Consider the following 25,461-nt stretch of genomic DNA (forward strand, 5'->3'; position numbering starts at 1 on the left):
AAGTCACGCGGGTAGCAGGGCGATCAGTGGCTGCCCGAACTCGACCGGCTCGCCGTCCCGGACGAGTACCTCGGCGACCCGGCCGGCCTGGTCGGCGACCACTTCGTTCATCAGCTTCATCGCCTCGACGATGCAGACCACCTGACCGGGCTCCACCTTGTCGCCGACCTCGACGAACGGGGCGGCACCGGGCTCGGCGGCCTGGTAGTAGGTGCCGACCATCGGCGCGACCACGGTCCGCCGGCCGGCACCGTCGCCCTCGACCCGGTGGTTTCCACGGTCGGCGGCGTCGGCCGGAGCGGCGGTGGCGAGGTCGGCCGGAGTGTGCCCGGCTGGGCCGCCCGGCTCGGTCGAACCGGACGTGCCGTGCCACTCGATCTCCAGCACGGTCTCGCCGCTGCGCAGGTGGATCCGGCGTACCGGCCCGGCCGTCTCGGTCAGCAGCCGCCCCGCCTGCCGGCACAGCTCGGCGAGTTCGCCGGAGGGCGGCTCTGCCGGCTCCGGTCGTACCGGTCCGGCCGGGCCCGGCTGGCCGGGAACGGTCGCGGCGGTCACTCGGGACCCGCTTCCGCGCGCAGCACGCTGGCCGCCCCGCCGTACCTGCGGAACCGCCGCCGCCGACGCCGGACCAGCTCCCCGGCGGGTACGTCGAGCAGCGGCCCGAGGTTCTCCAGCAGCGCCCGACGCAGCGACCGGGCCGCCCCGACGGGATCCCGGTGCGCGCCACCGGGCGGCTCGGCGACGATCTCGTCGGCGACCCCGAGCCGCAGCAGGTCCGGTGCGGTGAGCCGGAGCGCGTCGGCGGCCCGTGGCACGGCGGCCCGGTCGTGCCAGAGGATCGCGGCGCAGCCCTCCGGGCTGATCACCGAGTAGACCGCGTTGCGCAGCATGAGTACCCGGTCCGCCACCGCCAGCGCGAGCGCCCCGCCGCTGCCTCCCTCGCCGATGATGACCGCGACGACCGGGGTCGGCAGCCCGGTCATCGCGAGGATGCTCTCGGCGATCGCGGCGGCCTGACCCTGCTGCTCCGCCTCGACCCCCGGATAGGCGCCCGGGGTGTCGATCAGGGTCACCACCGGCAGGCCCAGGTTGGCGGCGAGCCGCATCACCCGGATCGCCTTGCGGTAGCCGGCCGGGCTGGCCATGCCGAAGTTGCGGGCCCGCAGCTCCCGGGGCTGGTGCCCCTTCTGGTGCCCGACCACCGCGACGTAGTGGTCGCCGAGCCGGGCCAGCCCGGCGACGACCGCCGCGCAGTCGACGCCGAGCCGGTCACCGTGCAGCTCGACGAAGCCGTCGAAGGCGGTGGCCAGGTAGTCCAGCGTGGTGGGTCGGCCGGCGTGCCGGGCGGACCGGACGATCCGCCAGGCATCGCCCAGGTCGTCCGGGTCGGGCGGCGGAAGGACTCCGGTCGGGCGTTCCGGATCCGGCGCGGCCGCCGTGCCGGAGGGACGGTCCGGGGTCGACGCGACGGCGGCGAGCAGCCAGCGCAGCCTGGCCCGCAGCGCCCGCCGCTGCACCACCATGTCGACCTGGCCGTGCCGGAGCAGGAAGTCGGTGGTCTGGAAGTCGGGCGGCAGCGTCTGCCGGATGGTCTCCCGGATCACCCGGGGGCCGGCGAAGCCCAGCCGGGAACCGGTCTCGGCCAGCACGATGTCCGTGCAGGTGGCGAAGGACGCGGCCACCCCGCCGTAGGTGGGGTCGGTGACCAGGCTGACGGTCAGCAGCCCCGCCTCGCGCAGCGCGGCGATCGCCTGGCTGATCGTCGCCATCTGCATCAGCGCCAGCACGCCCTCCTGCATCCGGGCACCACCGGAGGCGGTGACCAGGAGCAGCGGCAGGCGGTTGGCCAGGGCGTGCTCGGCGGCGCGGGTGATCAGCTCACCGGTGACCGAGCCCAGGCTGCCGCCGAGGAACCGGAAGTCCATCACGGCGAGCACCAGGCCGTGCCCACCGAGCGTCGCCGTACCGCAGAGGACCGCCTCGGCCAGGCCGGTCTCCGCGCGGGCGGCGGCGAGCCGCTGCGGGTACGGCACCGAGTCGACGAACCCGATCGGGTCGACCTGGACAGCCGGGCCGGGCAACGGCCGGAACGTGTCCCGGTCGACGAGCTGGGCGATCCGCTCCGGCGCGTCCAGCCGGCGGTGGTCCCCACACTCCGGGCAGACGTCGAGGTTGCGCCGCAGCCGCTTGCGGTAGAGCAGCGCCGGGCAGGAACGGCAGCGGATCCAGGGCTGCTGGTCGAGTTCGGCGTACCGGCCGCGGCGCCTAATCGTGCCGGCCGGCGTACCCCCGGTCATCGCCGTACTCCGGCGGGCTCGGTCGGGGCGTCCCAGCGGTAGAAGCAGCGGGCCATCGCGTCCGCCGGTACCCGCCAGCTCGTCAGGTACGGCGTGATGTGCGGGGCGAGCCGCTCGCTGACCCGGACGAACTCGGGATGCCGGCGGGCGTTCTCCACCGCGGCGGTACCCGGGCTCTCGGTCTCGATCAGGTGCACGTACAGGTCGTGCAGCCGGTAGAGCGAGCGGTGCCGTACGCCCACCAGCCGGGGCAGGTCGGTCCGGTCCGACTCCGCGAAGATCTGCGCGACCTGCCCCTCGGCGGCCGGTACGACCTTGGCGACGATCAGTGAGCGATCCATGGCGCAGCCTCCCTGGCGGTTCCCGCGCTCCGGTTGGGTGACACCGGCACCCGGTCGCGACAAAGAGCCTCTCCCCCGGCTTCTCCCCCGACTGCGACCTCGTCCGAACGGCTGGTGACCACCCTGCCGACCGGGTGTCAACGGAATGTCACCCGATCGCGTACGACCGCCCCCCGGCGTGGTGACGCTCCGGTGACGGCGTACCGGCACAATGCCCGGTCGCGGGCCGGCGGAACAGCCCGGCAGCGGCGCCCCGGCGATCGAGCGGGTGGGCTTATGCGCAGGTCAGAGCGGTTGCTCGGCGGCCGAACGGCCAGGTCGGAATGTCGACCGGCGGATTGACCGAGCGTAACGGCGATTGATAACCTTCGTCACGCTTTGCGGTGTCGGTCGCCCGGACGGGCCCGGCGTGCGGAGCGGCATCGGCATACCGGGGAGCTGGGACGGGGCGGTCCGGGCAGAGCGGACTTCGGGACACGGGTTCCGGGTGCAGGAGGGTGGGGCCGTGACTCCTCAGGAGAGCGCGCCACACGACGGGGCGCACGGAGCACCCGCCCATCCGTCCGGGCGCCAGCCCGACCGGGCGATCCACCTGTTCCTGCTGGACGGGTTCAGCCTGCTGCACGACGGGACACCGGTGGTCGTACCGCGTGGACTGCAACGGATCATCGCGCTGGTCGGGTTGCGGCCGGGCGCGACCCGGGCACACCTGGCCGGTCTGCTCTGGCCGGACACCCCGGAGGAGCGGGCGATGTCCTCCCTGCGTACGGCGCTGTGGCGGCTGCGCCAGGAGGGCAGTTGCCCGGTGCTCACCGCCGGCGACACGGTACGCCTCGACCCGGCGGTACGGCTGGACATCGACGACCTCGTCCGGGCCGCCGAACGGGTACGCGACGGCGGTGATCCGCGCTGGGCGGCGAGGATCCGTGGTGCCGGACGGCACGACCTGCTCCCCGGCTGGTACGACGAGTGGGTCCTGCTGGAACGGGAGCGGCTGCGCCAGCTCCGGCTGCACATGCTGGAGGACATCGCCCGGGGTCACCTGCACGCCGGGCAGCACGGCGAGGCGTTGCAGGCCGCTCTGGAGGCGGTCCGCGCCGAGCCGCTGCGGGAGACGCCGCACCGCCTGATCGTCGAGATCCACCTCGACGAGGGGAACGCCTACGAGGCGCTCCAGGCCTTCTACGTCTACCGCGACCTGCTGCTCCGCGAGCTGCAACTGGAACCGTCCGAGACGATGTGCGACCTGCTCAGTGACCTGCTCGCGCCGATCTCCCGGCCGGCGGGGGCACGCCTGTCGGGTGCCCGGCCACCGGCGGGGCGCGCCGAGACGTACCCGGGCCGGTCGGCGCTGCCGGCGATGCCGGTGCGGCGCTGATCGGTCTCCCCGCCGCTTCCCGGCCGGCGCCGTCGACGGCATCCGTCGCGGTCGTTGTCCGCTCCGCCCCGCACGTGGTCCGTCGGCTCCGGGCCTGGTCCGTCCGCTGTGGGCGTGGCGCTGTGGTCGGGAGATGGTCCCACGTCGGCGCGGGCGTCACCGCGGCGTCACCGCAGGAGCACCGTGACGACACCCGCCGGTGACGGTCGGGTGACGTCACCGTCGGCATGGTGATCGGGCCCGACCGGACGGCCAGTTGGTCGTCCCGGCCGCACCGGGTCCGGGCGCCCGCCGGACCCGGTCCGGACCGATCCGGTACGGGCAGCCAGCCGAGCCGTCGCAGCCAGTGGGGAGACGAGATGAATCGCGTGCTGATCGTGGGCAGGATCGTTCCGGGGACCGAGGAGGAGATCGCCAAGATCTTCGCGGAGTCCGACGACACGGACCTGCACACCGTCACCGGTGTGCGGCACCGCTCGCTCTACCACCTCGACGACCTCTGCCTGCACCTGATGGAGACCGACGACTCCGGCCCGTCCCGGTTGGAACAGGCGAACCGGCATCCGCTCTTCGTCAGCGTGACGCAGCGGCTGGGACAGTACATCTCGCCGTACTCGCCGAACTGGCGGTCGCCGCGCGACGCGATGGCCCGGTGCTTCTACCGCTGGGACGGCCCGGGCGCCACGGTCGCGATGCCACCGGCCAGCCCGGCCGGCAGCCCCAACTAGGGGGTTCGATGCCCGCCCGACCGATACACGTGCTCGTCATCGGTGCCGGTACCGGCGGCATGTGCCTGGCGCACGGCCTCCGGCGGGCCGGCATCAGCGTCGCGGTCTACGAGCGGTACCGCGACCGTGGCGACGGCCTGCTCGGCTACCGGGTCGGGATCAACCCGACCGGCTGCCGGGCACTGCGCGAGTGCCTGCCGCCGGAACTGTTCAGCACGTTCCTCGCCACCTGCGCCCGGCCGCCCGGATACTTCAACGTGCTCACCGAGCAACTGCACCGGACGGCCTCCTTCGCGCTGCGCCCCGAGGCCGACCCGACCAGCATCGACCAGTCGGTCTCCCGGATGACGCTGCGCCAGGTGCTGCTGACCGGCATGGACGACGTGGTGCACTTCGGCAAGACGTTCACGCACTACGCGCAGCACGACGACGGCCGGGTCACCGCGTACTTCGCCGACGGCAGCTCGGCCACCGGGGACCTGCTGGTCGCTGCCGACGGCACGCACTCGGCGGTACGCCGGCAGTACCTGCCGCACGCCGAGGTCAGGGACGCCGGGAGCATCAACATCGCCAGCAAGATCCCGCTGACCGAGCGGACCCGTGCCCTGCTCACCGAGGAGATGCACCGGGGCATCTCGCTGATCTTCGGTGCCGGCGGCGTGATGGGCGTACTGCACGTGATGGAGTTCAAGTGGGACCAGCGCGGCTCGGTCAAGCCCGGGGTCGGGGTCACCGACGCCCGGCTGATCGGGCAGTGGCCGGGGCTGCTCTTCGACAACACCCGGGACTGCATCAACCTGATCATCTGGAGCGCGGCGAGTCGCTTCCCCTCCGACGTGCTGGAGTTGCGCGGCGAACGCCTCGCCGAGGTCGCCCGGGAGCTGACCCGGAACTGGCATCCGAACCTGCGTGAGCTGCTGCGGTGCAGCGACACCGGCAGCGTCATCCCGATCAAGGTCGCCACCTCGGTACCGGTCGCGCCCTGGCCGGCCAGCAACGTGACCCTGCTCGGCGACGCCATCCACACCATGACGCCGGGCCGGGGGGTCGGCGCCAACACCGCGTTGCGGGATGCCGCGCTGCTGCACCGGCAACTGGTCGCGGCGGCGGCCGGCGCCAAGCCGCTGCTCGGCAGCATCGCGGACTACGAGACGGAGATGATCCGCTACGGCTTCGCCCGGGTCGCCGACTCGCTGCGTACCAACGGCACCAACGGCGACGACCCGATCTACAAGCCGGTGATCGGCCGGCTCGCCATGCTGGCCGCGCGCGGCTATTTCAGCGTGACCAGCCGGCTTCCGCCGCTGCGCCGCCGGTTCGTCGAGGAGCTCTACAACTATCGCGGCGCGGAGACCTGAGTACCGGCCGCCGGTCCGGATCGGGCAGCGGCCGACGCGCCTGCCGCGCCAGCCGAACAGAAAACCCTTGACAACGGCAAAGGATTTGTTGAAATAGGCATATGACTTCCCCGCTGGCAGTGCAGGCGGACGCGGTACGCGACTTCAACCGCTTCTACACCCGGATCATCGGCGTGCTCGACGAAGGGATGGTCCGGACGCCCTTCTCGCTCACCGACGGCAGGGTCATCTACGAGCTGGCCCAACGCCCGGCCACCGAGGTGCCGGCACTCCGCCGCGAACTGGGACTGGACCCCGGCTACCTGAGCCGCATCCTGTCCCGGTTCGTCACCGACGGCCTCGTCGAACGCAGCCAGTCGCCGGTGGACGGGCGCCGGCAGGTGGTCGCGCTGACCGACGCCGGGCGCGCCGCGTACAAGCTGCTCAACGAGCGGACCCAGACCGAGATCGAGAGCCTGCTGACCCGGCTCTCCGACACGGATCGGGAACGGCTGGTCGAGGCGATGCGCACGATCCGTTCCCTGCTCGGCGAGGCGCCGCCGCCCCGGGCGTACCTGCTGCGGCCGGTCGGCCCCGGCGACCTCGGCTGGGTGGTGCACCGGCACGGCGTCCGCTACGCCGAGGAGTACGGCTGGGACATCACCTGCGAGGCCATGATCGCCCGGATCGTCGCCGACTACGTCGACCGGCGCGACCCCCGCCGCGAGGAGGGCTGGATCGCCGAGCTGGACGGCGCGCCGGTGGGCTCCGTCTTCTGTGTCCGCCGGGACGACGAGGTGGCCCAGTTGCGCCTGCTGCTGGTCGAGCCGGAGGCCCGGGGGCTGGGCATCGGCAGTCGGCTGGTCGACGAGTGCCTGCGCTTCGCCCGCCGGGCCGGCTACCGCGAGATCATGCTCTGGACCAACGACGTCCTCGCCGACGCCCGGCGGATCTACGAGAAGGCCGGCTTCGAGCTGCGCGAACAGGCCCCGCACCACAGCTTCGGTCAGGACCTGGTGGAGCAGACCTGGTGGCGCCGGCTCTGACCGGTCGACCGGGCAGCGGCGAATCCGCGCCGCCGGTCGGAACGGGTCAGGCCAGCACGGGGGTGCTGTCCCGGATGACCACCTCGGCCCGGATCCGGCGCAGCCGGGGCCGCTCGGCCCGGGGCTGCATCACGAGTTCCAGGGCGGCGGCGCCGACCTCCTCCAGCGGCAGCCGTACCGTGGTGAGCGACGGCGTGACGTCCCGGAGCGTGACGATGTCGTCGAAGCCGGCCACCGCCATCCCGCCGGGCAGCGGCACCCCGTGGTCGCGCAGTGCCGAGATGGCCCCGACCGCCATCACGTCGTTGACCGCGAAGACGCAACTGGGCGGCAGGTCGTGGGCGAGCAGGTCGCGCATGGTGCGGTAACCGCCGTCCCGGGTGAAGTCGCCGTACGCCACCCGCGTCCTGGGCAGCGCGACACCGGCGTCGGCGAGTCCGGCCTGGAACCCGGCGAGCCGGTCCCGGGCGGTGAGCAGATGCCTCGGCCCGGCGAGTACGGCGAACCGCCGGTGCCCCAACTCGACCAGCCGCCGGGCGAGCAGCCGGGCCCCGTCCCGGTTCTCCAGCAGCACCGTGTCGATCGGCAGGACGTGCTGGCTGATCAGCGCGACCCGGGCGCCCGCCTCCTCCAGGCTGCGCAGCCGGGCGCCGAGCCGCTCCCGCAGCGCCCGGTCGGCGGTCCGGCTGCCGGCCAGGATGACCGCCTGGGGCCGCTGGCCGCGCAGGGTCGCCAGGTAGTCGAGTTCCCGCTCGGCCCGGCCGGTGGTGCTGCACATCATCACGGTGCTGCCGTACCGCTCGGCGGCGCGCATCACGCCGGCCGCGATGGACGAGAAGAACGGGTCGGCGATGTCGTGCACCAGCAGTCCGACCAGGTTGGTGCGCCCCCGGGCCATCGCCTGGGCCGGCGCGTTGGCCGAGTAGTTCAGCGCGGTGGCGGCGGCGAGCACCCGGTCCATCAGGTCGGCCCGCACCTGGCGGCTGCCGTTGCCGTTGAGCACCCGGGACGCGGTCGCCACCGAGACGCCGGCCTGCTGCGCCACGTCCATCAGCGTGACGGTTCCGGACGATCGTCTGGTCATGGTGGCGGCCCCGAGGAGGTGTCGGTGTGGCGTCCGGGCCGGCGACCCGCCCGGCATCCGCACCCTACCGTCGGCCCGGCCCGATCCGGTCCACAGTGGCGCCAGCGCGACCGGAGAGCCCCTCCCCCGGTGCGGGGGACCGGTTCCCTCCGCAGCGGGAGGACGGTCCGGCCCGGCTGCGGCACCGTCGGGGCATGACCACGACACCGGGGACCGGCCGGCGGGGCGGCGCGCTGGTCGCGCTCGGCTTCGCCCTCGGGTACGGACTGCTGCGGCTCTACTGGGCGACCGGCGGCCGGTGGGGTTACACCGCCTGTGACCGTACCCGCTCGCCCGGACCGGCCGAGACAGCCGACGGATGCGGGGCGGAGCGGCTGGCGACGTTGCCGTTCTGGTCCGGTTGGGGCTCGGTGCTGCTCTGCGCCGCCCTCGTCGCCGTGGCGGCGGTGGCCGCGCTCCGGCCCGGTCGGCTCGGCTCGGTCGCCGCCTGGGTCTGCGCGGCGGCCCTGCTGATACTCGCGTTTCCGGGACACCTGCTCTTCCAGATTCCGATGGCGCTTGCCGGCCGGCCCTCCGACTGGGCCGACCTGACGGGCCGGCTGCTGCTGCTCGGCGGTGGGCTGTCGTTCGCCGCGGCTGCCGCCGGCACGGCCCGCCGGGACACCCCGGTGTGCCGACCGGAGCCTGGGCCGGTGCCCGCCTGGACCCGCCGCTGGGCGTACGCGGCCTTCCTGTTGCCGGTGCTCGGGTTCACCGTGCCGCACGCCTGCTGGCTGCTGGGCGTCCCGTTGGGCATCCCCGCCGACGAACTGCGCCGGGCCGCCGAGGAGATCGGGGCGCTGCCGGGGCTGCTGCTCACGCTGGCTCCGCTGCTCGGCGGGCTGCTCACGCTCGGCCTGGCCGCCCGGTGGGGGCAGGTCCTCCCCGGTTGGCTGCCGGGGCTGGCCGGGCGCCGGGTACCGCCCGCGCTGGCCGTGGTGCCGGCCGGGGTGACCGCGCTGGCGCTGGTCGCGTACGGGGTGATCGGCATCGTGATGATCGCCGAGGCGCTGGCCACCGGGGCCACCACCTGGGCGGAGCTGCGTACCGGCTGGGCGGTCGCCGGCACCGAGCTGGTCTTCCTCGGCTGGGGCGTCGCGCTGGCGGTGACGACCGCCGGTTACCACCGCACCACCCGGCCGAGGGTGCCGGTCGGAGTGGGCCGCAGCGGCGGGACGGCGGCCGAAAGTCTTTCAGGTGGTGTTGGATCTTGACGTTGCCGAGGGAAGGCGGTTAGCTCGGGAAAGCGGTTACCGCCACGCCACGAAAGGCACCGTCGCTTCCATGACCTCCGCGGAGAACACCACCGGCCGGATCACCGTGACCCACGAACACGGCCGCCAGATCGTCGTCGACGCGGACGGCGTGGAGATCGCCACCTACGTGTACGACCCTCCGGTGCCGGCCTTCGAGGGCCCCAAGCCCTACCTGCACCCGCTGCGCACCCTCGACGGAGCCCTCGTCTCGGCGTACCGGCCGAACGACCACCGGTGGCACAAGGGTCTCCAGATGACGATCTCGCACCTCTCCGGGCAGAACTTCTGGGGCGGCAACTCGTACGTGCACGGCGAGGGCTACCTCGTACGGGACAACGTGGGCCGGATGCGGCACGATGCCTTCGAGCTGGTCGACGTCACCCCGACCGAACTGACCCTGCGGGAGTCGCTGACCTGGATCACCTCGACCGACGAACACTGGGTCGCCGAGCGGCGGGAACTGCGGATCCACGGGGTGGACCCCGCACGCGGCACCTGGATGCTCGACTTCCGCACCGAACTGCGCAACATCCGGGGCGCGGAGCTGCGGGTCGGCAGCCCGACCACGCACGGCCGGCCGAACGCCGGCTACACGGGATTCTTCTGGCGGGGGCCGCGCGGCTGGACCGATGGCGAGATCATCACGGCCGACGGTGGTGGCGGGCCGGAGAGCATGGGTCGGCAGTCTCCGTGGCTGGCGTACACCGGGCGGCACGACGAGGTCGACGGCGGCGGCACCCTACTCGTCTTCGCCGGCACCTCCAGCGCGGCCGTACCTATCAAGTGGTTCGTCCGCAACACCCCCTTCCCGGCCGTCAACCCCTCCCCCGCCTTCGACGAGGAGGTGGTGCTCGCGCCCGACGACAGCCTCCGGCTCGCCCACCGGGTGGTCTTCGCCGACCGGGCCTGGCAGCGGGCCGAGATCGAGGCGTTCGCCGCGGAACACGCGCCATGACCGGCGACGACACGGCGCCGCCGCCCTTTCCCGGCGCCGTCGGCATCACCAACCTGCGGGTCTATCCCTGGCAGACCGACGACGGCCTGCACGGCGGCACCCCGCACGTGCACCTCTGCTGCACCGAGTGCTACGTGGTGGTCGGCGGCCGAGGACGGCTCCAGACCCTGACCCGGCGGGGCTTCGAGGAATCACCGCTGGCCCCCGGCGACGTGCTCTGGTTCACCCCGGGCACCATCCACCGGGCGGTCAACGACGACGGGGCACTCCAGGTCGTCGTGATCATGCAGAACAGCGGGCTGCCGGAGGCCGGCGACGCCGTACTCACGCTGCCGCCGGACCAGCTCGCCGACCCGGCGACGTACCGGCGGGCGGTCTCGCTGACCGGGCCGGACGGCTCCGACCCGCCCTCGGCCGAGCGGGCCCGGGCCCGCCGCGACCTGGCCATCGAGGGCTTCGCCGAACTCCGCCGCCGCTGCGCGGCCGGGGACACCGCCGCGCTCGACGACTTCTACACGGCCGCCGCCGCCCTGGTACGCCCGCAGCTCGACGCCTGGCAGGAGCGCTGGGAGCAGGGGCCGGCGGCGGCGAGCCGGCAGACCGGGGAACAGCTCGACGCGCTGCGGCGCGGCGACCACAGCCACCTCGGCGACGCCACCGTCAGCCGGATCGTCCAACCCGAGCAGACGACCCTGGGGATGTGCGGCTTCCTCTCCCCGTACGACCCGCTCCGCGCCCGGCGCGACTGAGCACCGCTGGCACCACCTCGCTAAGGAGCACCTGTGGAACCCATCCGCGCCGCCGTGGTCGGGACCGGAAACATCGCCCGGCTGCACGCCGAGGCGCTGCGGCAGCTCGGCGACGAGGTACGCCTCGTCGGCGCCGTCGACACCGACGCCGGCCGGCTGTCGGCGTTCTGCGACCGCTACGACGTACCGGCGAGGCATCCCGACGTGGCCAGCCTGCTGGAGAAGGAGCGGCCCGAGCTGGTGCACGTCTGCACCCCGCCCGGCGCGCACCACGAGCTGGCCCTCGCCTGCCTGCGGGCCGGCGCCAACGTGCTGGTCGAGAAGCCGCCGACGCTGAACCTCGGCGAGCTGGACGAGCTGGCCGAGGCGGAGCGGCGACACGGGGCGGCGCTGGCCACCGTCTTCCAGCACCGGTTCGGCACCGGTGCGCTGCGGCTGCGCGCCCTGCTCGACGCCGGAGTGCTGGGCCGGCCGCTGATGGCGGTCTGCCACACCACCTGGTTCCGCCCGCAGTCCTACTTCGACGTCGAGTGGCGGGGGCGCTGGGACACCGAGGGCGGCGGTCCGACGATGGGGCACGGCATCCACCAGATGGATCTGCTCTGCGCGATCCTCGGCGACTGGACCGAGGTCTCCGCCCTGGCCCGGCAGCAGGCCCGGCGATCGGAGACCGAGGACCTGAGCATGGCGCACGTCAGCTTCGCCAACGGGGCGGTGGCCAGCGTGGTGAACAGCCTGCTGTCGGTCCGCGAGGAGAGCTACCTGCGGTTCGACTTCGAGCGGGCCACGGTCGAGCTGACCCACCTGTACGGCTACGGCGACGACGACTGGCGGATCACCCCGGCAGCGGAGTACGCCGACGAGGTGCTGGCGGCCTGGCGGACCGGTGCCGCCGGGGTACGCAGCAGCCACCGGGCGCAGTTCGCCGAGGTGCTCCGGAGCCTGCGCGCCGGCAGCCCGCCACCGGTCACCTCGGCGGAGACCCGGCGGACGATGCGACTGGTCGCCGGGGTGTACGCGTCGGCGTTCACCCGCAGACCGGTCCGGCCGGACGAGCTGGGTGAGGAGTCGCCGTTCTACCGGCGGATGCAGGGGGACGGGCCGCGATGGTGAACGGTGGTCCACTGGTGCCCGCCGCGGCACCGCCTCCGCCGGCCGTACCCGTTGCCTCGGCCCGTCCGCCGCTGCCCACCGGGGCCGTCCCGGCGCAGGGCGCGGCGGCCGGCGGCGCCGGGAACGGGCTGGCCGTCAGCCACGACGTCGGCCGGTCGGTGCGGGTCGGCTGGCGCGGTGCGGAGCTGTTCCACTACGTCTACACCCCGCAGGAGCCCCGGGAGGAGGCGCCGCGACCCTACCTCCACCCGCTGCGGACCCTCGCCGGCAACGTCGTCAGCCTGTACCGGCCGCACGACCACCTCTGGCACAAGGGACTCTGCTTCGGCATCTCCAACTTCGGGCCGGACAACTTCTGGGGTGGCGGGACCTACCTTCGCGGCCAGGGGTACCGCAGGCTCGACAACATCGGGGTGGTCGAACACCTCGACTTCCCGGTGCTGCGCTGCGACCCCGACGCCGTACGCCTGGTCGAACGGCTGCGCTGGGTGACCCGCGACGGCCGCCGGGTCGGCTCCGAACAACGTCGGCTGGCGGTGGCGGTCTGGGCCAACCAGAGCGCGTGGCGGCTGCGGTTCGAGACCGTACTGCGCAACGACGGCGACACGGTGATCATGATCGGCAGTCCGACCACCCAGGGGCGGGAGAACGCCGGCTACGGCGGACTGCTCTGGCAGGGGCCGCGCTCGTTCCGGGGCGGCCGGGTGGTGACCCCGGCCGGGGTCGGCGCGGACGAACTGATGGGCTGGCGGGGCCCGTGGCTCGGCTTCGTCGGCCGGCACGACGGTCTCGGGCCGGCCGAGACCCTCGCGTCGACGCTGGTCTTCCGGGACGACCCGACGAATCCGGGCGCACCCACCCGGTGGTTCGTCCGCACCGAGCCGTACGCCTGCCTCGGCCCGGCCCCGTTCTTCGACCGGGAGTACCCCTTCGCACCCGGCACCGAACTGCGGCTGCGCTACGACGTCGTGGTCGCCGACGGCGAACGCGACCCGGCCGGCTGCGCCCGGCTGGCCGACCGGGCCGGCGAGACCGAGCTGCTGACCGACCCGGCCGGGGAGGGCTGGTCCTGACGGGCCGCCGGGGGTGCGGGCGGGTCAGCCTCGCGGCGTGAACCGCACGAAGGGGATCCGCCTGCCCACCTCGCGATAGTCCGAGACGCTCCCGTCCACCTCGAACCCCATGATCCGGCAGAGCCTCCGGGCCGCCGCCGGGTGACGCGGCGCGTACCTGGCCATGATCTCCGCACCGTCGTCGGCGGGGATCGGCGCGGCGGTCACCTCGATCGTCCGGTTGCCGACCTGGACGGTGGCCGCCGGGGTCTTCATGACGTTCCGGTACCAGTCCGCGCGCGGACCGAACCCGGAGGCGGCCACGTAGGCGTACTCGTCGTGTTCGACGACCTCGACGACCGCCTGCCGCCGCGCGCCGGAGACCCGGCCGACGTGGCTGAGCAGCATGACCCGGTCGCCCAGCAGTCGGCCGAGCCGCATCCGGTAGAGCCAGATCGGTAGCCGCCAGAGCCGGCGGCGTAGTCCGGCCGGCGGGTCCGGCCTTCGAATGATCTCCATGGTCCGGTCCGTTCTGGGGTCGCTGGTCGAGTCTCGGAGGTCACGTGACGACCTCCGAGAGCCTGCCACGTCCGGCCCGGCGCTCAAACCGGCGAGACAGCCGTCCAGGGACATGCCCGCCTAGCAGAACACTCTGCTCGTCGTCGTCTCCGTCCTGTGCAACGTTCTCCCGTACGGACGGAGCCGGGCGGCCGCCGCTCGACATCGCGAAGCGGACGACCGACCGGACACCCGGGACGGCGACACCGGTCGTCAGGCGGTGACGGGCTCGGTGGCGTACCCGTCGTGGTCCGCGCGACGGTCACCGCCCGGCGACCCGGTGTTCTCCGTCCGGGCATTCCCGTCGGCGGCGAGAATGGCCGGTGCCCGCAGGGTGTTGGCCGGGTCGGCCGCCATGGTCATCACCCGCTCGGCCGCCGCCGCCGTGGTGCCGGGCGGCACGACGAGCAGGTCGATCTGGTCTCCGGCCTCGGTGGTGGCGACCAGCAGGGCGGGCTCCAGCGAGCTGAACCAGCCCGCTCGGATCACGTCGTCGCCGGCCACGAACCGGCGGAACCGACCGTCCCAGGCGGCACTGTTGAGTACCACGTTGCGGACCCGTCCGTAGCGGGCGGAGAGCGCCACCATGAGTCCGGGAAGTTCGGCCAGCGGATCCCAGGACCGGGGCCACCAGGCACCGTCCAGAACCGCTCCGCTGGCGCGGGCCGGGGGAAGGGACAGGCGGGGCTGCGAGGGCGGTGTCGACGGGATCCTCGTGGCGCGTTGGCCTGCGGTGAGCATGATCATCGATCCTTCCTGGACCGGGAGGTGGGCGGAGGAGTCGTTCGGCCGGTACCCGGACGTCGTCCCGGCACCGGCCCGGAGTGGCCGGGCGTCTTGCGCGCCCGGCAGACGTGGTGTCGTCGTCCCAGCGGCGGATGCCGGCTCGCCGCGCGGTCGCTGCCGCGCCGCCGGTGCGGTTCGACGAAGGTGGACGGGATCCTGGGCTTCGAACCGAGGCCCAGGATCCCGTACCGTCCGGCCCGGGCGGCTGGCGTGCTGCATCCGGGCCGGTGCTGTGGGCCGCCGGGTGTCGGCAGCCGCGATGACGACAACTGCCGAGGCGGGGCGGCCGGCGACACGGGTTTCCGCCGACGGCTGGCTGCGCGCTCAGGGAGCGACGGGCGGGCTACGGCTCAGGGAGCGGAATCGGTGCCGCTCAGGCGTCCGGTCGGCCACACCGGGCTGACAGACCCTGTCATCGCTGGACCCTCATTTCGGCGGTGGTACGCGGAGTCCGTAAACCCGTAGCGCCGGGGTCCAAGAACAGTTTCAGCCTAGCCCTTAATCAATTTCCCCTACGCGCACGATGTCGGAATTCCCCGCCCGCCGGAGAACGAGCCGGTGGATTCGGGATTCGCGTCGATCGGGGGTACGCGCCCGGGCGCGATGTGATGTGCTCACCGGGGCGCCCCGCCCGCAGCTCCGGGCGGGCGATCGTCCGGTCGCCCGGAACCAGTGCACGACCGCCGGCGGATCCACGCCGCCGGTGGATGCCTCCGGCACCGCGTACTGTTGGGGGTTGGCCCGTCGACCGACGCGTGCCCCGACGCCAACGGAACGTCGGAGGTCGCCACGCAGGCGACCAGGCTCCACGGCACTACATCGGCGGGGCCGGCGAGGATCCGGCCAATGACCTACGGCAGCCGACCGGAATCGCATGCGAGGAAGAGGGATCAATGGAAATCGACAAAGTGAAAATCGTCGAATGGCTGCGCGGTCGCGGCCAGGACGTCAGGGCCGACTGGATCGACCGGGAGTTGCCGGGCCGGGTCGACAGCGTCCGCCACGCGGGTCTGCTCGCGACCCTCGGCCTCGATCCCGCCGAGCTGGCCGACCGGCCGGCACCCTGAAATCGCGCGCCGCCGGTCGTTCCGCCCGGCCGGCCGACCCTGTTGACTGGGACCGGACGATATGGAGAGGGAGGCGGCGAGTTGCGGGTCATCGGGGTGGGCTTCGGGCGTACCGGCACCAGGTCGACGAAGGAGGCGCTGGAACTGCTCGGCTTCGGCCCGTGTCACCACATGGCGGAGTTGTTCGAACACCCGGAGACGATCGGTGACTGGCTGCGGGCCGCCCGGGGCGGGCCGGTGGACTGGTCCCGGCTGCTCGACGGTTATCACTCCACGGTGGACTGGCCGAGCGTGTACTTCTGGCGAGAGCTGATCGACGCCTACCCCGAGGCGAAGGTGCTGTTGACCGTACGCGACCCGGAGCGCTGGTACGACAGCGTCCGCAGCACCATCTACCAGTCCCGGACCATCGACGTGGAGTCGGCGCCACCCGGGCTGCGGCAGGCGTTCGAGACCCGCCCGGAGTTGCTGGACCAGCCGAGGCTGACGGACGCGCTGATCTGGCAGGGCACCTTCGGCGGCCGGTTCGACGACCGGGAGCACGCCCTCAAGGTCTACGCGGACCACCTCGCGGAGGTGCGGGCCACCGTACCGGCCGACCGGCTCGGCGAGTTCGACGTGGCACAGGGCTGGGAGCCGCTCTGCGAGTTCCTCGGCGTCGACGTGCCGGCCGAACCCTTTCCGCTGCTGAACACGACGGCCTCGTTCCGGGAGCGGCTCGCCGACCCGGCCGGGCTGCGCGTCGAGCGCTGAGCGGTCAGCCGACCGGGTGCCGGGGTCCGGCGAGCAACTCGTCGACCTCGGCGCTGGTCGGCATCGCGGCGGAGCAGGCGAGCCGGGACGCCACGAGCGCGCCGGCCGCGTTGGCGAACCGGACGGTCCGGTCCAGCGGCCACCCGGCGAGCAGCCCGTGGCAGAGCGCCCCGCCGAAGGCGTCCCCGGCGCCGAGCCCGTTGCGCACCTCGATCGGCACCGGCGGTACCTCCACCACCTCGTCGGCGGTCCGGGCGAGCACGCCGGCCGGCCCGCGTTTCACCACCGCCAGCCGTACGCCCCGGGCGAGCAGCGCCTCGGCCGCCGCGTGCGGCTCCCGCTCCCCCACGGCGGTGGTGCACTCGTCGAGGTTGCCGACCGCCACGGTGGCGTACCGCAGCGCCGACTCGTACGCCGCCCGGGCCTCCTCCCGGGAGGACCAGAAACTCGGCCGGTAGTCGAGGTCGAAGACGGTGTTCGCGGCGCGTCCCCGGGCGCCGAGGGCGGCGAAGTGGGCGTCCCGGCTCGGCAGCTCGCAGAGCCCGGTGCCGGTGAACCAGAAGACCCCGGCGGCCCGGATCGCGGGCAGGTCCAACTCCTCCGGGCGGATCTCCAGGTCCGGCGCCTTGGGGTAGCGGTAGAAGTAGATCGGGAAGTCGTCGGGCGGGAAGATCTCGCAGAAGGTGACCGGGGTCGGCAGCCCGGGGACCGCGCTCACCCAGCGGTCGTCCACCCCGAAGTCGCGCAGCGCGCGGTGCACGTACTCCCCGAAGGGGTCGGCGCCGGTCCGGGTCACCAGGGCCACCCGCCGGCCGTGCCGGGCCGCCGCCACGGCGACGTTGGTGGCGCTGCCGCCGAGAAACTTTCCGAACGTCTCGACGTCGGGCAGCCGGGCGTTGGTCTGGAGTGGATAGATGTCCACCCCCACCCGCCCCATGCTGACCACCTCGAACGAGGTCACCGAATCATGTAACCCCGGTACGTACCGGACGGTCAATATCTGGCGTACCCGCAGCGACGCCCGGGCGTGGCGCCCGCCCGGCGGGCCGTGCCCCGGCGCGCGGAGCACGGCCCGCCCGGCCTCAGCGGTCGATCAGCACGAAGACGCCCCAGCCCAGATATTCCCGCTGGTATCTGACGTGCCGGGCCGGCGCCGTGTCGAGTTCCGCGCGCAGCTCGGCGTGCAGCTCGTCGTCGGGGTTCTCGTCGAGCCAGCGCCGGAGGTTGAGCCACTGCGCCGCGCCGTAGCGGTCCCAGCCGTCCTGGTCGGCGAGGACCATCTCCACCACGTCGGCGCCGAGCGCGGCGAAGCGTTCGACCGTCTCGGGCAGCGGCAGGAAGTCGTCCCGACTGGTCGCGTGGCAGGCCTCGACGCAGTCCTGGTCGACCGGCTCGCGCCGCCAGTACGGCTCGCCGACCAGCATCATCCCGCCGGGGCGGAGGCTGCGCCGCAGGAGTGCGACGGTGCCGGGGACCCCGTCGCCGATCCAGGTGGCGCCGAGGCAGGCGGCGACGTCGACCGGGGTGTCGGCGACGTACCCGGAGGCGTCGCCGTGCACGAACGCGACCCGGTCGGCGACGCCGAGTTCGGCGGCCCGGGTCTCGGCCTGGCCGAGGAACACCGTGCTGATGTCCACCCCGGTACCGCCGACGCCGTGGTCGCGGGCCCAGGTGCAGAGCATCTCGCCGGAGCCGCAGGCCAGGTCGAGCAGTCGGGAGCCGGGCGGGAGCCGCAGCGCCTCGCCCAGGGTGGCGAGCTTGCGGCTGTCGAACGGGTTGTGGATGCGGTGGCCGCTCTCCCGGATGGTGAGGCTACGTGGTAGGTCCACTTCTGATGTTCCTTACGTGCGAAGAGGTCATGGGGGTTGCTGCGGTCGTCCCGGGGTTGGTGGTCGGGGCGGGCGGGACCCTCATGAAATGCACCTCTTCGCACGTCGCATCGGTACGGACGCGGCCGACGCTAGGTCGCTGGCCGCACGCCGTCCAGCGGTTTTCGGCTCACTTGGCGAAGATCTGCGACTCGTCCCGGAACGCCTTGAACTCCAGCGCATTGCCGGCCGGGTCGCGGAAGAACATCGTCCACTGCTCGCCCGGCTCGCCCGCGAACCGCAGGTACGGCTCGATCACGAACTCGGCGCCGGCGGCCCGGATCCGGTCCGCGAGGGCGTGGAAGTCGTCGACCGGCAGGATGAGCCCGAAGTGCGGCACCGGTACGTCGTGCCCGTCCACCGGGTTGCGTCCCGCGTCGGCCTGCCGGGCCGCCGGTACGACGTGGGTCACCACCTGGTGGCCGTAGAAGTCCCAGTCGACCCACGCCTGCGCGGAGCGTCCCTCGGCGAGGCCGAGCACCCCGCCGTAGAAGTCGCGGGCCCGCGCCAGGTCGTCGACCGGGATCGCCAGGTGGAAGGCGGGACGGGTGGCCACGGTCATCTTCTGCTCCTCTCCGCCGGGCAGGCCCGGCCTCTGCTGCCATCCAAGCATGATCTTCCCGGCGGGGCCGAGGTAAGGGGTGCCGGCCGCCTACGGCCGTTTCGGCGGCGGCCGGTGGCGGGGCTCGACGATCCGGAACCGTACCGGCTTGCCGGGTGCCGCCTGGGCGACCTGCGGGAGGTCGTCCGGGTGCAGTACCCCGATCACCGGGTAGCCGCCCATGGTCGGATGGTCGGCCAGGAAGATCACCGGCGAGCCGGCCGACGGTACCTGCACCGCGCCGAGCACCACCCCCTCGCTGCGCAGCTCCCCGCCGACCCGGCGGGGCAGCGCCGGCCCCTCCAGGCGTACCCCGATCCGGTTGCTGAGGGTGGAGACCCGGTAGCACTCGCTGCCGAGGATGCGTACCGCGTCGTCGGTGAACCAGTCCGCCCGGGGGCCGAGCAGGACCCGCAGGGTCAGCTCCTCGGCCAGGGTGCCGGTCGGGGCGACGTCGACCGGGCCGGGCGGCCCGGGTGGCTCGCCCAGCGGCAGCCGGTCCCCGGCGGCCAGCGGCGCGGGGCCGAGCCCGGAGAGCAGGTCGGTCGAGCGGCTGCCGAGGACCGGCGGTACCGCGATCCCACCGGCGAAGGCGAGATAGCTGCGCAGCCCGCGCCGGGCGGCGCGAACCTCGACCCGGGCTCCGGCCGGCACCGAGACCGGGGCCGACCAGCTCGCCGGCCGGCCGTCCACGGTGACCGGCGCCCAGGCTCCGGTCACCGCGACGGTGCCGGCCTGGCAGAACCGCACCGAGACACCCGTGACGGTCGTCTCGATCGTCGCCGCCCCGGGCGGGTTGCCGACCAGCCGGTTCGCCAGCAGGTGCGCCGGCAGGTCGAGGGCGCCGGAACGCGGTACCCCGAGATGTGCGTGTCCGGGCCGGCCGAGGTCCTGCACGGTGCTGAGCGCGCCGGGCCGGAGGATCTCGACGAAACGTCCGCCGGTCATGCCGGCGGCTCGCCGCGCCCGACACCGTGCGGCGCCCGCGCACCGCCCCGGCCGGTCCGCCCGCCGCGCCCGCCTGCGTCGGCGTCGGCGTCGGCGTCGACGGCCCCGTCGGCGTCGATGGCTCCGTCGGCGTCGACGGGCCGGAACCGGACCCGGGTGCCCGGGGTGAGCAGCGCGACCGGGTCCCGGTCCGGGTCGAAGAGGACCAGGTCGGTGCTGCCGAGCAGTTGCCAGCCGCCGGGCGAGTCCCGGGGATAGATCCCGGCGTAGCCGCCGGCCAGCGCGACCGAGCCGGCCGGCACCCGGGTCCGGGGCACCGAGCGCCGAGGCAGGTGGTAACGCTCCGGCAGGCCGGTCAGGTAACCGAAGCCGGGGGCGAAGCCGCAGAACGCGACCCGGTATTCCGGTGCGCTGTGGATCCGCCCCACCTCCTGCTCGGCGACTCCCCAGTGCCGGGCCACCTCGGCCAGGTCGGCGCCGTCGTAGCGGACCGGTATCTCGACCAGCGGCCCGTCCGGCGGGCGGGCCGTGCCCGGCCGCCAGCCGGCGAGCCGCCGGGTCAGCTCCGCCGGATCGTCCAGCCCGTCGACGAGCACGGTGAGTTCACCGGGTACGACGTCCTGCACGCCGCCGAGTTCGCCCCGGTCCCGCCAGCGGTGCAGTCGTGCCACCAGCGCGGCGGTCTGCGCCGGCTCGGTCAGCTCGACCAGGAGCGCGCGCAGCCCCACCGGAATGATCCGCACCGTCGCATCCGCCCCGTCGTACCGGCTCACAGCCCGAGGTACGAGCGGCGTACCTCGTCGGAGGCGGCCAGCTCGTCGGCCGGGCCGGCCATCACCACCTCGCCGGTCTGCAACACGTACGCCCGGTCGGCCAGCTCCAGCGCGGCCCGCAGGTTCTGCTCCACCAGCAGCATGGTGGTGCCGGCGCGGCGGATCTCGGCCAGCACCTCGAAGATCATTTTGGTGAACTTCGGTGAGATGCCGAGCGAGGGCTCGTCCAGCATCAGCAGCTTCGGCCGGCTCATCAGCGCCCGGCCGAGCGCCACCATCTGCTGCTCGCCGCCGGAGAGCGTGCCGGCGCGCTGCCCGGCCCGCTCGGCGAGGACCGGGAAGAGGTCGTAGACCCGGGCCAGGTCCGCCTCCCGCTCCGTCGCGGTGCGGTGGTAGCCGCCGAGCAGCAGGTTCTGCAGCACCGTCTGGTGGCCGAAGAGCCGCCGTCCCTCCGGCACCAGCACCGCGCCCCGGCGGGCGATCCGGTACGCCGGCAGCCCGCTCACGTCCTCGTCGAGGAAGGTCACGCTGCCGCGTACCGGGCGGTGCAGTCCGGAGACCGCCGCCAGCAGGGTGCTCTTGCCGGCCCCGTTCGCGCCGACCAGCGCCACCAGTTCGCCGGCCTCGACCCGCAGGTCGACGCCGCGCAGCGCGACGACCCCGGCGTAGTCCACGTGCAGATCCCGTACGGTCAGCATCTACAGCGCCTTCCCCAGGTACGCCTCGACCACCGTCGGGTCGTGCGCGACCTGCTCCGGGGTACCCTCGCTGATCTTCTGCCCGTAGTGCAGCACCACCACCCGATGGCAGAGCGGCATGATGACCTCCATTACGTGTTCCACCATCAGGATGGTGACGCCGCCCCGGTTGATGCCGCGGACGATCTCGACCGCCTCGCGCGCCTCGGTCGGGGTCAGTCCGGAGAGCACCTCGTCGAGGAGGAGCAGCTTCGGCTCGGTGGCCAGCGCCCGCCCCATCTCCAGCCGCTTCTTCCAGGCGGCGGTGAGCGACGCGGCCGGCGAGTCGAGCACCGGACCGAGCCCGGTCAGCTCGGCGACCTCGCCGGCCCGGCGCCGGGCGTCCCGCAGCCGGGGATGCCGGGCGAAGGCGGCCGTGGTGAGGTTGTCCAGCACGCTCATCGAGCCGAACACCCGCATCAGCTGGAAGGTCCGCCCCACCCCGGCCCGGGCGGCGCGGTGCGGCGGCCAGCCGGTGACGTCCCGGCCGTCGAACTCCAACCGGCCCGAGGTGGGCCGCTGGGCGCCGGCCACCATCGAGAAGAGCGTGCTCTTGCCGGCGCCGTTCGGCCCGATCAGCCCGACGATCGCGCCCTGCGCCACCTCGAAGCTGACGTCGCGGTTGGCCCAGAGGCCGCCGAACCGGCAGGAGAGGTTGTCGATCCTCAGCAGCGTTCCGGTCATGGCGCCTCCTCGCGCGCGGTCATGCCTTCACCTCAGCAGATCCGGCCGGCTCCGCACCGGCTTTCCCGCCAGGGGTACGGCGCAGCCGCCGGCCGACCGGCGCCCAGAGCCGCTGCCCGATGGCGAGCAGGCCGCCCGGCTCGGTGATCGAGACGAGCACGATCAGCGCGCCGTAGAGCAGCAGGTCGATCGAGCGGCCGCTGCCGGAGAACTCCTGCCGGGTGACGTCCTGGACGAAGACCAGTACCCAGGCGCCGAGCAGCGGCCCCCAGAACCGGCCGACCCCGCCGAGCACCGCCATCAGGGTGAACGACACCGACAGGTCCAGGCCGAGCCCGGAGGGCGGGTCGACGAAGAGGACGTACATCACGTAGTAGCCGCCGGCCAGCGCGGTGATCGCGCCGGAGAGCGCGGCGGCGGCGAGCTTGTAGCGGTGTACGTCGATTCCGACCGCCGCCGCGGCCTCCTGGTCGTCCCGGATCGCCCGGACGTAGTTGCCGGCCCGGCCGCGCAGGAAGAGCCAGACCGCCAGGGCGGCGAGGCAGAAGAAGCCGAGCGCCACGTAGTAGTACGGTCGCTTGTCCAGCAGCGAGAACTGGAGGTTGGCCAGCGAGGACTCGACGACCGGCAACTCCCAGCCGTTCGCCTGGCCGAGCCCGGGCAGGTTGGTGACCAGGATGAAGACGATCTCGGCGACCGCGATGGTGGCGATGGAGTAGTAGTGGTGCCGCAGCCGGAAGCAGGGCCAGCCGACGGCGGCGGCGAGCAGCGCGGCCAGCGGCAGCGAGAGCCCGATCGCCAGCCACGGCGACCAGCCCTGCCGGACCAGCAGCGCGGTGGTGTAGGCGCCGGTGCCGAAATAGAGCGCGTGCCCGAAGGAGATCTGCCCGGTGTAGCCGCCGAGCAGGTTCCAACCGGTCGCCGCGATCCCGAAGGTCAACGCCAGGATGCCGATGTTGTGTGCCGCCGAGTCCGCGAAGACCAGCGGGTACGCGGCCAGCACCGCCAGGATCAGCACGGCGGTACCCCAGGCCGGCAGCCGCCGGGCCGGTGAGGTGCCGAGCCGGGTCGGCGAGGGCCGGCGCAGTACGGTCGGGGCGCTCATCGTCCCCCCTCGATCGGATTGGTCATCTGGTCCCCAGCAGTCCCTGCGGCCGTACCAGCACGACCACCAGATAGAGGGCGAGTGCGGCGGCGAGGGTGTAGCTCGGGGCGTAGAGCCCGACGACGCCCTGGGCGACTCCGACGAGCAGTCCGGCCAGGGCCGCCCCGGTGATGCTGCCGAAGCCGCCGAACGCGACCACCACGAAGGCCATCAGCACGAAACTCACCCCGGCGGTCGGTGAGGCGGAGTAGGAGTTCATCAGCAGCGCTCCGGCGACGCCGGTGGCCAGGCCGGCGATCACCCAGCAGAGGGCGTACATCCTGCGCGGGTCGATGCCCATCAGCGAGGCCGCCGCCGGGTCCTCCCCGGCGGCCCGTACGGCGCCGCCGAGCCGGGTCCGATTCATGAAGTACGCGACCGCGCCGGTGGCGAGCAGCGCGCCGACGGCCATGATGACCTGTGGCCCGCCGATCACCACCGGGCCGATCTCCCAGCGCAGCCCGGCGGCCCAGGGCCGGGGTACGGTCCGGGTGTTCGGGGTCCAGAGGAACTGGGCCAGTCCGCGCAGGAAGACCTGTAGTCCGAAGGTGACGATCACCTGGGCCAGCGGGGACTTGCCGAGCACCCGGCCGACCGCGCCGAAGTACATCAGCGCGCCGGTGAGCGCGATCGAGACCCCGGCGAGCGGGATGGAGAGCAGCGGGTCGAGGCCGAGCAGCGACCAGGCGAAGAACGAGGTGTACATGCCGAGCATGACCATCTCGCCGTGCGCGAAGTTGATCACGTCCATCACGCCGTAGATGAGGGTCAGGCCGACCGCGACCAGCGCGAAGACCGCGCCGATCAGCAGCCCGTTGACCACGGACTGGAGCAGGTCGGTCATGGCGCCGACCCCCTCGGCCGCCCGCCGGTCCGCCGGCTCACCGCTGTGCCTGGTTCATCGGCCAGATCGGCTGGACCGAGGAGAGGTCGGCCGGGAAGACCACCCGGTACTTCCCCTCGATCATCTGCTCGACCACCCCGGCGGCACCGGTGTTCTGGCCCTTGTCGTCGAACGTGATCCCGGTCCACGGCATGATCGTCTTCTCGCCGGGGACGTTCAGCCCGCGCAGCGCGTCGCGGATCTTCGCCGGCTCGACCGACCTGGCGGTGTCGATCGCTTGCGCCAGCGTCAGTACGGCGGTGAAGGCCCGCGCGGAGTTCTCGGTCATCGGGGCGCCGTACCGCTGCTGGAACAGGTCCGCCACGGTCTTGGCCGCCGGCCGCTTCTCGGCGATCTCGCCGGACCAGGCCGCCCGGGTGGAGGCGCCGTTGGCGAGCGCGCCGAGCCCGGTGGCGAAGGCCGGGTCGGCGAATCCGGTGCCGTAGGCGAGCAGCGCCGGCGGGTAGTAGTCCAACTGGTCGAGCGTCTTCATCAGCTTGATCGCCGCGTCGGTGTAGGCGAGCACGAAGAGCACGTCCGGGTTCCTGCTCCGCACCTGCGCCACCTGGGAGCCGAGGTCGGCGGCGGTGGGGTCGAAGCCGACGTTGACGGTGACCGGCAGCCCGGCCTCGGCGGCGACCTTCTCGGTCACCCCGGCGCCGTCGTTGCCGAACTGGTCGTTGCTGTGGAAGACGCCGACCGAACGGATCTGGGCGCCGGCCGCCTGCCGGGCCTTCAGGTAGTCGAACATCGACCGGGCGAAGGTCTCGTCGGTCGGCCCGGTCCGGAAGAACCACTTCAGGCCCCGCTCGGTGAGCGCCACCGACGAGGACGCCTCGTTGACGAAGGGTACGCCGAGCCGCTCGGCCCGCTGGCTGGCGGTCAGCGTCACCCCGGACTGGTACGAGCCGATCACCGCGGCGACCTTCTCGCCGGTGACCAGCCGGTCGACCTCACCGGCACCGACCTCGGGCTTGCCCTGGGTGTCGCCGGTGATCAGCTTCACCGGTGCGCCGCCCAGCCCGGGCAGTCCCTTGCCGGGCCCGAGCGGCAGGTCCAGCCCGGGATGGTCGTTGTTGACGACGTCCACGGCGAGTTCGGCACCGTGCAGTACGTCGGTGCCCTGGGTGGCGTTGGGGCCGCTGAGCGGCCAGAGACCGGCGAGCTTGACCTCGTCGGTGGCACCGGCGCCGTCGGATCCGCCACAGCCGGCGAGCGCGGCGGCGAGGACGAGAGCGGCCGCGCCGCTGGTGATCCTGCGCATGGTCGAGCCTTTCTGGAGAC

27 protein-coding genes are annotated in these 25,461 nt (G+C 73.3%); 11 read left to right on the forward strand and 16 right to left on the reverse strand.

Annotated features, from left to right (window positions below; genetic code table 11):
- Nucleotides 1–3: 3 nt before the first annotated feature.
- The 3 genes from accB to C6361_RS06770 all read right to left on the reverse strand — a co-directional run bounded on the left by accB (nucleotide 4) and on the right by C6361_RS06770 (nucleotide 2,638).
- Nucleotides 4–465, reverse strand: a complete 462-nt coding sequence (gene accB, locus C6361_RS06760) for an acetyl-CoA carboxylase biotin carboxyl carrier protein (RefSeq protein WP_369931411.1) — start codon at nucleotides 463–465, stop codon at nucleotides 4–6.
- 86 nt (nucleotides 466–551) lie between these two features.
- Nucleotides 552–2,297 carry an acetyl-CoA carboxylase carboxyl transferase subunit alpha gene (gene accA / locus C6361_RS06765; protein WP_107267148.1) on the reverse strand — a complete coding sequence of 582 codons (1,746 nt, stop codon included), beginning with the start codon at nucleotides 2,295–2,297 and terminating at the stop codon, nucleotides 552–554.
- Nucleotides 2,294–2,638, reverse strand: a complete 345-nt coding sequence (locus C6361_RS06770; protein ID WP_107267149.1) for a TcmI family type II polyketide cyclase — start codon at nucleotides 2,636–2,638, stop codon at nucleotides 2,294–2,296. Before C6361_RS06770 ends, accA begins: the two co-directional genes overlap by 4 nt.
- A gap of 505 nt (nucleotides 2,639–3,143) precedes the next feature.
- Between C6361_RS06770 and C6361_RS06775 the strand changes: the two genes are divergently transcribed.
- The 4 genes from C6361_RS06775 to C6361_RS06790 all read left to right on the forward strand — a co-directional run bounded on the left by C6361_RS06775 (nucleotide 3,144) and on the right by C6361_RS06790 (nucleotide 7,127).
- Nucleotides 3,144–4,016 (forward strand): BTAD domain-containing putative transcriptional regulator, encoded by an 873-nt coding sequence (locus C6361_RS06775; RefSeq protein ID WP_107270782.1) that lies wholly within the window; start codon nucleotides 3,144–3,146, stop codon nucleotides 4,014–4,016.
- Between the two features lie 359 nt (nucleotides 4,017–4,375).
- Nucleotides 4,376–4,744: a TcmI family type II polyketide cyclase gene (locus C6361_RS06780; protein WP_107270783.1), complete on the forward strand. Its 369-nt coding sequence runs from the start codon at nucleotides 4,376–4,378 to the stop codon at nucleotides 4,742–4,744.
- 8 nt (nucleotides 4,745–4,752) lie between these two features.
- On the forward strand, nucleotides 4,753–6,102 hold the full coding sequence (locus tag C6361_RS06785; protein ID WP_107267150.1) for an NAD(P)/FAD-dependent oxidoreductase: 1,350 nt from the start codon (nucleotides 4,753–4,755) through the stop codon (nucleotides 6,100–6,102).
- Nucleotides 6,103–6,203: 101 nt separating this feature from the next.
- A complete protein-coding gene (locus tag C6361_RS06790) occupies nucleotides 6,204–7,127 on the forward strand; it encodes a helix-turn-helix domain-containing GNAT family N-acetyltransferase (RefSeq protein ID WP_107267151.1) in 924 nt (307 codons plus the stop codon).
- A 46-nt stretch (nucleotides 7,128–7,173) separates the two neighbouring features.
- Here C6361_RS06790 and C6361_RS06795 read toward each other — a convergent pair whose 3' ends face one another.
- Nucleotides 7,174–8,211, reverse strand: coding sequence for a LacI family DNA-binding transcriptional regulator (locus tag C6361_RS06795; protein WP_107256425.1), 1,038 nt, complete (start codon nucleotides 8,209–8,211; stop codon nucleotides 7,174–7,176).
- Nucleotides 8,212–8,405: 194 nt separating this feature from the next.
- On the opposite strand from C6361_RS06795, the gene C6361_RS06800 reads away from it, so the two are divergent.
- The 5 genes from C6361_RS06800 to C6361_RS06820 all read left to right on the forward strand — a co-directional run bounded on the left by C6361_RS06800 (nucleotide 8,406) and on the right by C6361_RS06820 (nucleotide 13,396).
- Nucleotides 8,406–9,464 carry a hypothetical protein gene (locus C6361_RS06800; RefSeq protein WP_107267152.1) on the forward strand — a complete coding sequence of 353 codons (1,059 nt, stop codon included), beginning with the start codon at nucleotides 8,406–8,408 and terminating at the stop codon, nucleotides 9,462–9,464.
- A gap of 70 nt (nucleotides 9,465–9,534) precedes the next feature.
- Nucleotides 9,535–10,461: a PmoA family protein gene (locus C6361_RS06805; protein WP_107267153.1), complete on the forward strand. Its 927-nt coding sequence runs from the start codon at nucleotides 9,535–9,537 to the stop codon at nucleotides 10,459–10,461.
- A complete protein-coding gene (locus C6361_RS06810; protein WP_107267154.1) occupies nucleotides 10,458–11,210 on the forward strand; it encodes a cupin domain-containing protein in 753 nt (250 codons plus the stop codon). Before C6361_RS06805 ends, C6361_RS06810 begins: the two co-directional genes overlap by 4 nt.
- A 33-nt stretch (nucleotides 11,211–11,243) precedes the next feature.
- On the forward strand, nucleotides 11,244–12,323 hold the full coding sequence (locus C6361_RS06815; protein ID WP_107267155.1) for a Gfo/Idh/MocA family protein: 1,080 nt from the start codon (nucleotides 11,244–11,246) through the stop codon (nucleotides 12,321–12,323).
- Entirely contained in the window at nucleotides 12,317–13,396 is a 1,080-nt protein-coding gene (locus C6361_RS06820) for a PmoA family protein (RefSeq protein ID WP_107267156.1), read from the forward strand. Before C6361_RS06815 ends, C6361_RS06820 begins: the two co-directional genes overlap by 7 nt.
- 24 nt (nucleotides 13,397–13,420) lie before the next feature.
- On the opposite strand, the gene C6361_RS06825 is transcribed toward C6361_RS06820, so the two are convergent.
- Both C6361_RS06825 and C6361_RS06830 read right to left on the reverse strand, forming a co-directional pair.
- The gene (locus C6361_RS06825) at nucleotides 13,421–13,894 is read right to left on the reverse strand and encodes a nitroreductase family deazaflavin-dependent oxidoreductase (protein ID WP_107256437.1); all 474 of its coding nucleotides are present in this window, start codon (nucleotides 13,892–13,894) and stop codon (nucleotides 13,421–13,423) included.
- Nucleotides 13,895–14,146: 252 nt separating this feature from the next.
- A complete protein-coding gene (locus C6361_RS06830) occupies nucleotides 14,147–14,674 on the reverse strand; it encodes a DUF5994 family protein (protein WP_159079218.1) in 528 nt (175 codons plus the stop codon).
- Nucleotides 14,675–15,612: 938 nt separating this feature from the next.
- Here C6361_RS06830 and C6361_RS37540 point away from each other — a divergent pair.
- Together C6361_RS37540 and C6361_RS06835 are read left to right on the forward strand one after the other, a co-directional pair.
- Nucleotides 15,613–15,786, forward strand: coding sequence for a hypothetical protein (locus C6361_RS37540; protein ID WP_199853276.1), 174 nt, complete (start codon nucleotides 15,613–15,615; stop codon nucleotides 15,784–15,786).
- Between the two features lie 81 nt (nucleotides 15,787–15,867).
- Nucleotides 15,868–16,539, forward strand: coding sequence for a sulfotransferase family protein (locus tag C6361_RS06835; RefSeq protein ID WP_107267158.1), 672 nt, complete (start codon nucleotides 15,868–15,870; stop codon nucleotides 16,537–16,539).
- A gap of 4 nt (nucleotides 16,540–16,543) precedes the next feature.
- Here the strand turns inward: C6361_RS06835 and iolC are convergent, their stop codons facing one another.
- The 10 genes from iolC to C6361_RS06885 all read right to left on the reverse strand — a co-directional run bounded on the left by iolC (nucleotide 16,544) and on the right by C6361_RS06885 (nucleotide 25,441).
- Nucleotides 16,544–17,500: a 5-dehydro-2-deoxygluconokinase gene (gene iolC / locus C6361_RS06840; RefSeq protein ID WP_234359374.1), complete on the reverse strand. Its 957-nt coding sequence runs from the start codon at nucleotides 17,498–17,500 to the stop codon at nucleotides 16,544–16,546.
- 121 nt (nucleotides 17,501–17,621) lie between these two features.
- A complete protein-coding gene (locus C6361_RS06845) occupies nucleotides 17,622–18,368 on the reverse strand; it encodes a cyclopropane-fatty-acyl-phospholipid synthase family protein (protein ID WP_107267159.1) in 747 nt (248 codons plus the stop codon).
- Between the two features lie 169 nt (nucleotides 18,369–18,537).
- Entirely contained in the window at nucleotides 18,538–18,969 is a 432-nt protein-coding gene (locus tag C6361_RS06850) for a VOC family protein (RefSeq protein ID WP_107256444.1), read from the reverse strand.
- A 90-nt stretch (nucleotides 18,970–19,059) separates the two neighbouring features.
- Complete coding sequence (locus tag C6361_RS06855; RefSeq protein ID WP_107267160.1) at nucleotides 19,060–19,956, reverse strand: biotin-dependent carboxyltransferase family protein; 897 nt, start codon at nucleotides 19,954–19,956, stop codon at nucleotides 19,060–19,062.
- The gene (gene pxpB, locus C6361_RS06860; protein ID WP_107270785.1) at nucleotides 19,953–20,699 is read right to left on the reverse strand and encodes a 5-oxoprolinase subunit PxpB; all 747 of its coding nucleotides are present in this window, start codon (nucleotides 20,697–20,699) and stop codon (nucleotides 19,953–19,955) included. The genes C6361_RS06855 and pxpB overlap by 4 nt, the downstream gene beginning before the upstream one ends.
- A gap of 26 nt (nucleotides 20,700–20,725) precedes the next feature.
- Nucleotides 20,726–21,427, reverse strand: a complete 702-nt coding sequence (locus C6361_RS06865) for an ABC transporter ATP-binding protein (RefSeq protein WP_107256448.1) — start codon at nucleotides 21,425–21,427, stop codon at nucleotides 20,726–20,728.
- Nucleotides 21,428–22,150: an ABC transporter ATP-binding protein gene (locus C6361_RS06870; protein WP_107256450.1), complete on the reverse strand. Its 723-nt coding sequence runs from the start codon at nucleotides 22,148–22,150 to the stop codon at nucleotides 21,428–21,430.
- Nucleotides 22,151–22,169: 19 nt separating this feature from the next.
- Complete coding sequence (locus C6361_RS06875; RefSeq protein ID WP_107267161.1) at nucleotides 22,170–23,255, reverse strand: branched-chain amino acid ABC transporter permease; 1,086 nt, start codon at nucleotides 23,253–23,255, stop codon at nucleotides 22,170–22,172.
- Between the two features lie 22 nt (nucleotides 23,256–23,277).
- A complete protein-coding gene (locus C6361_RS06880) occupies nucleotides 23,278–24,138 on the reverse strand; it encodes a branched-chain amino acid ABC transporter permease (protein WP_107267162.1) in 861 nt (286 codons plus the stop codon).
- Between the two features lie 37 nt (nucleotides 24,139–24,175).
- Complete coding sequence (locus C6361_RS06885) at nucleotides 24,176–25,441, reverse strand: ABC transporter substrate-binding protein (RefSeq protein ID WP_107267163.1); 1,266 nt, start codon at nucleotides 25,439–25,441, stop codon at nucleotides 24,176–24,178.
- Between the last annotated feature and the right edge of the window lie 20 nt (nucleotides 25,442–25,461).

Origin of the sequence: Plantactinospora sp. BC1, from assembly GCF_003030345.1 — a bacterium.
In the GTDB taxonomy this organism is placed as follows: domain Bacteria; phylum Actinomycetota; class Actinomycetes; order Mycobacteriales; family Micromonosporaceae; genus Plantactinospora.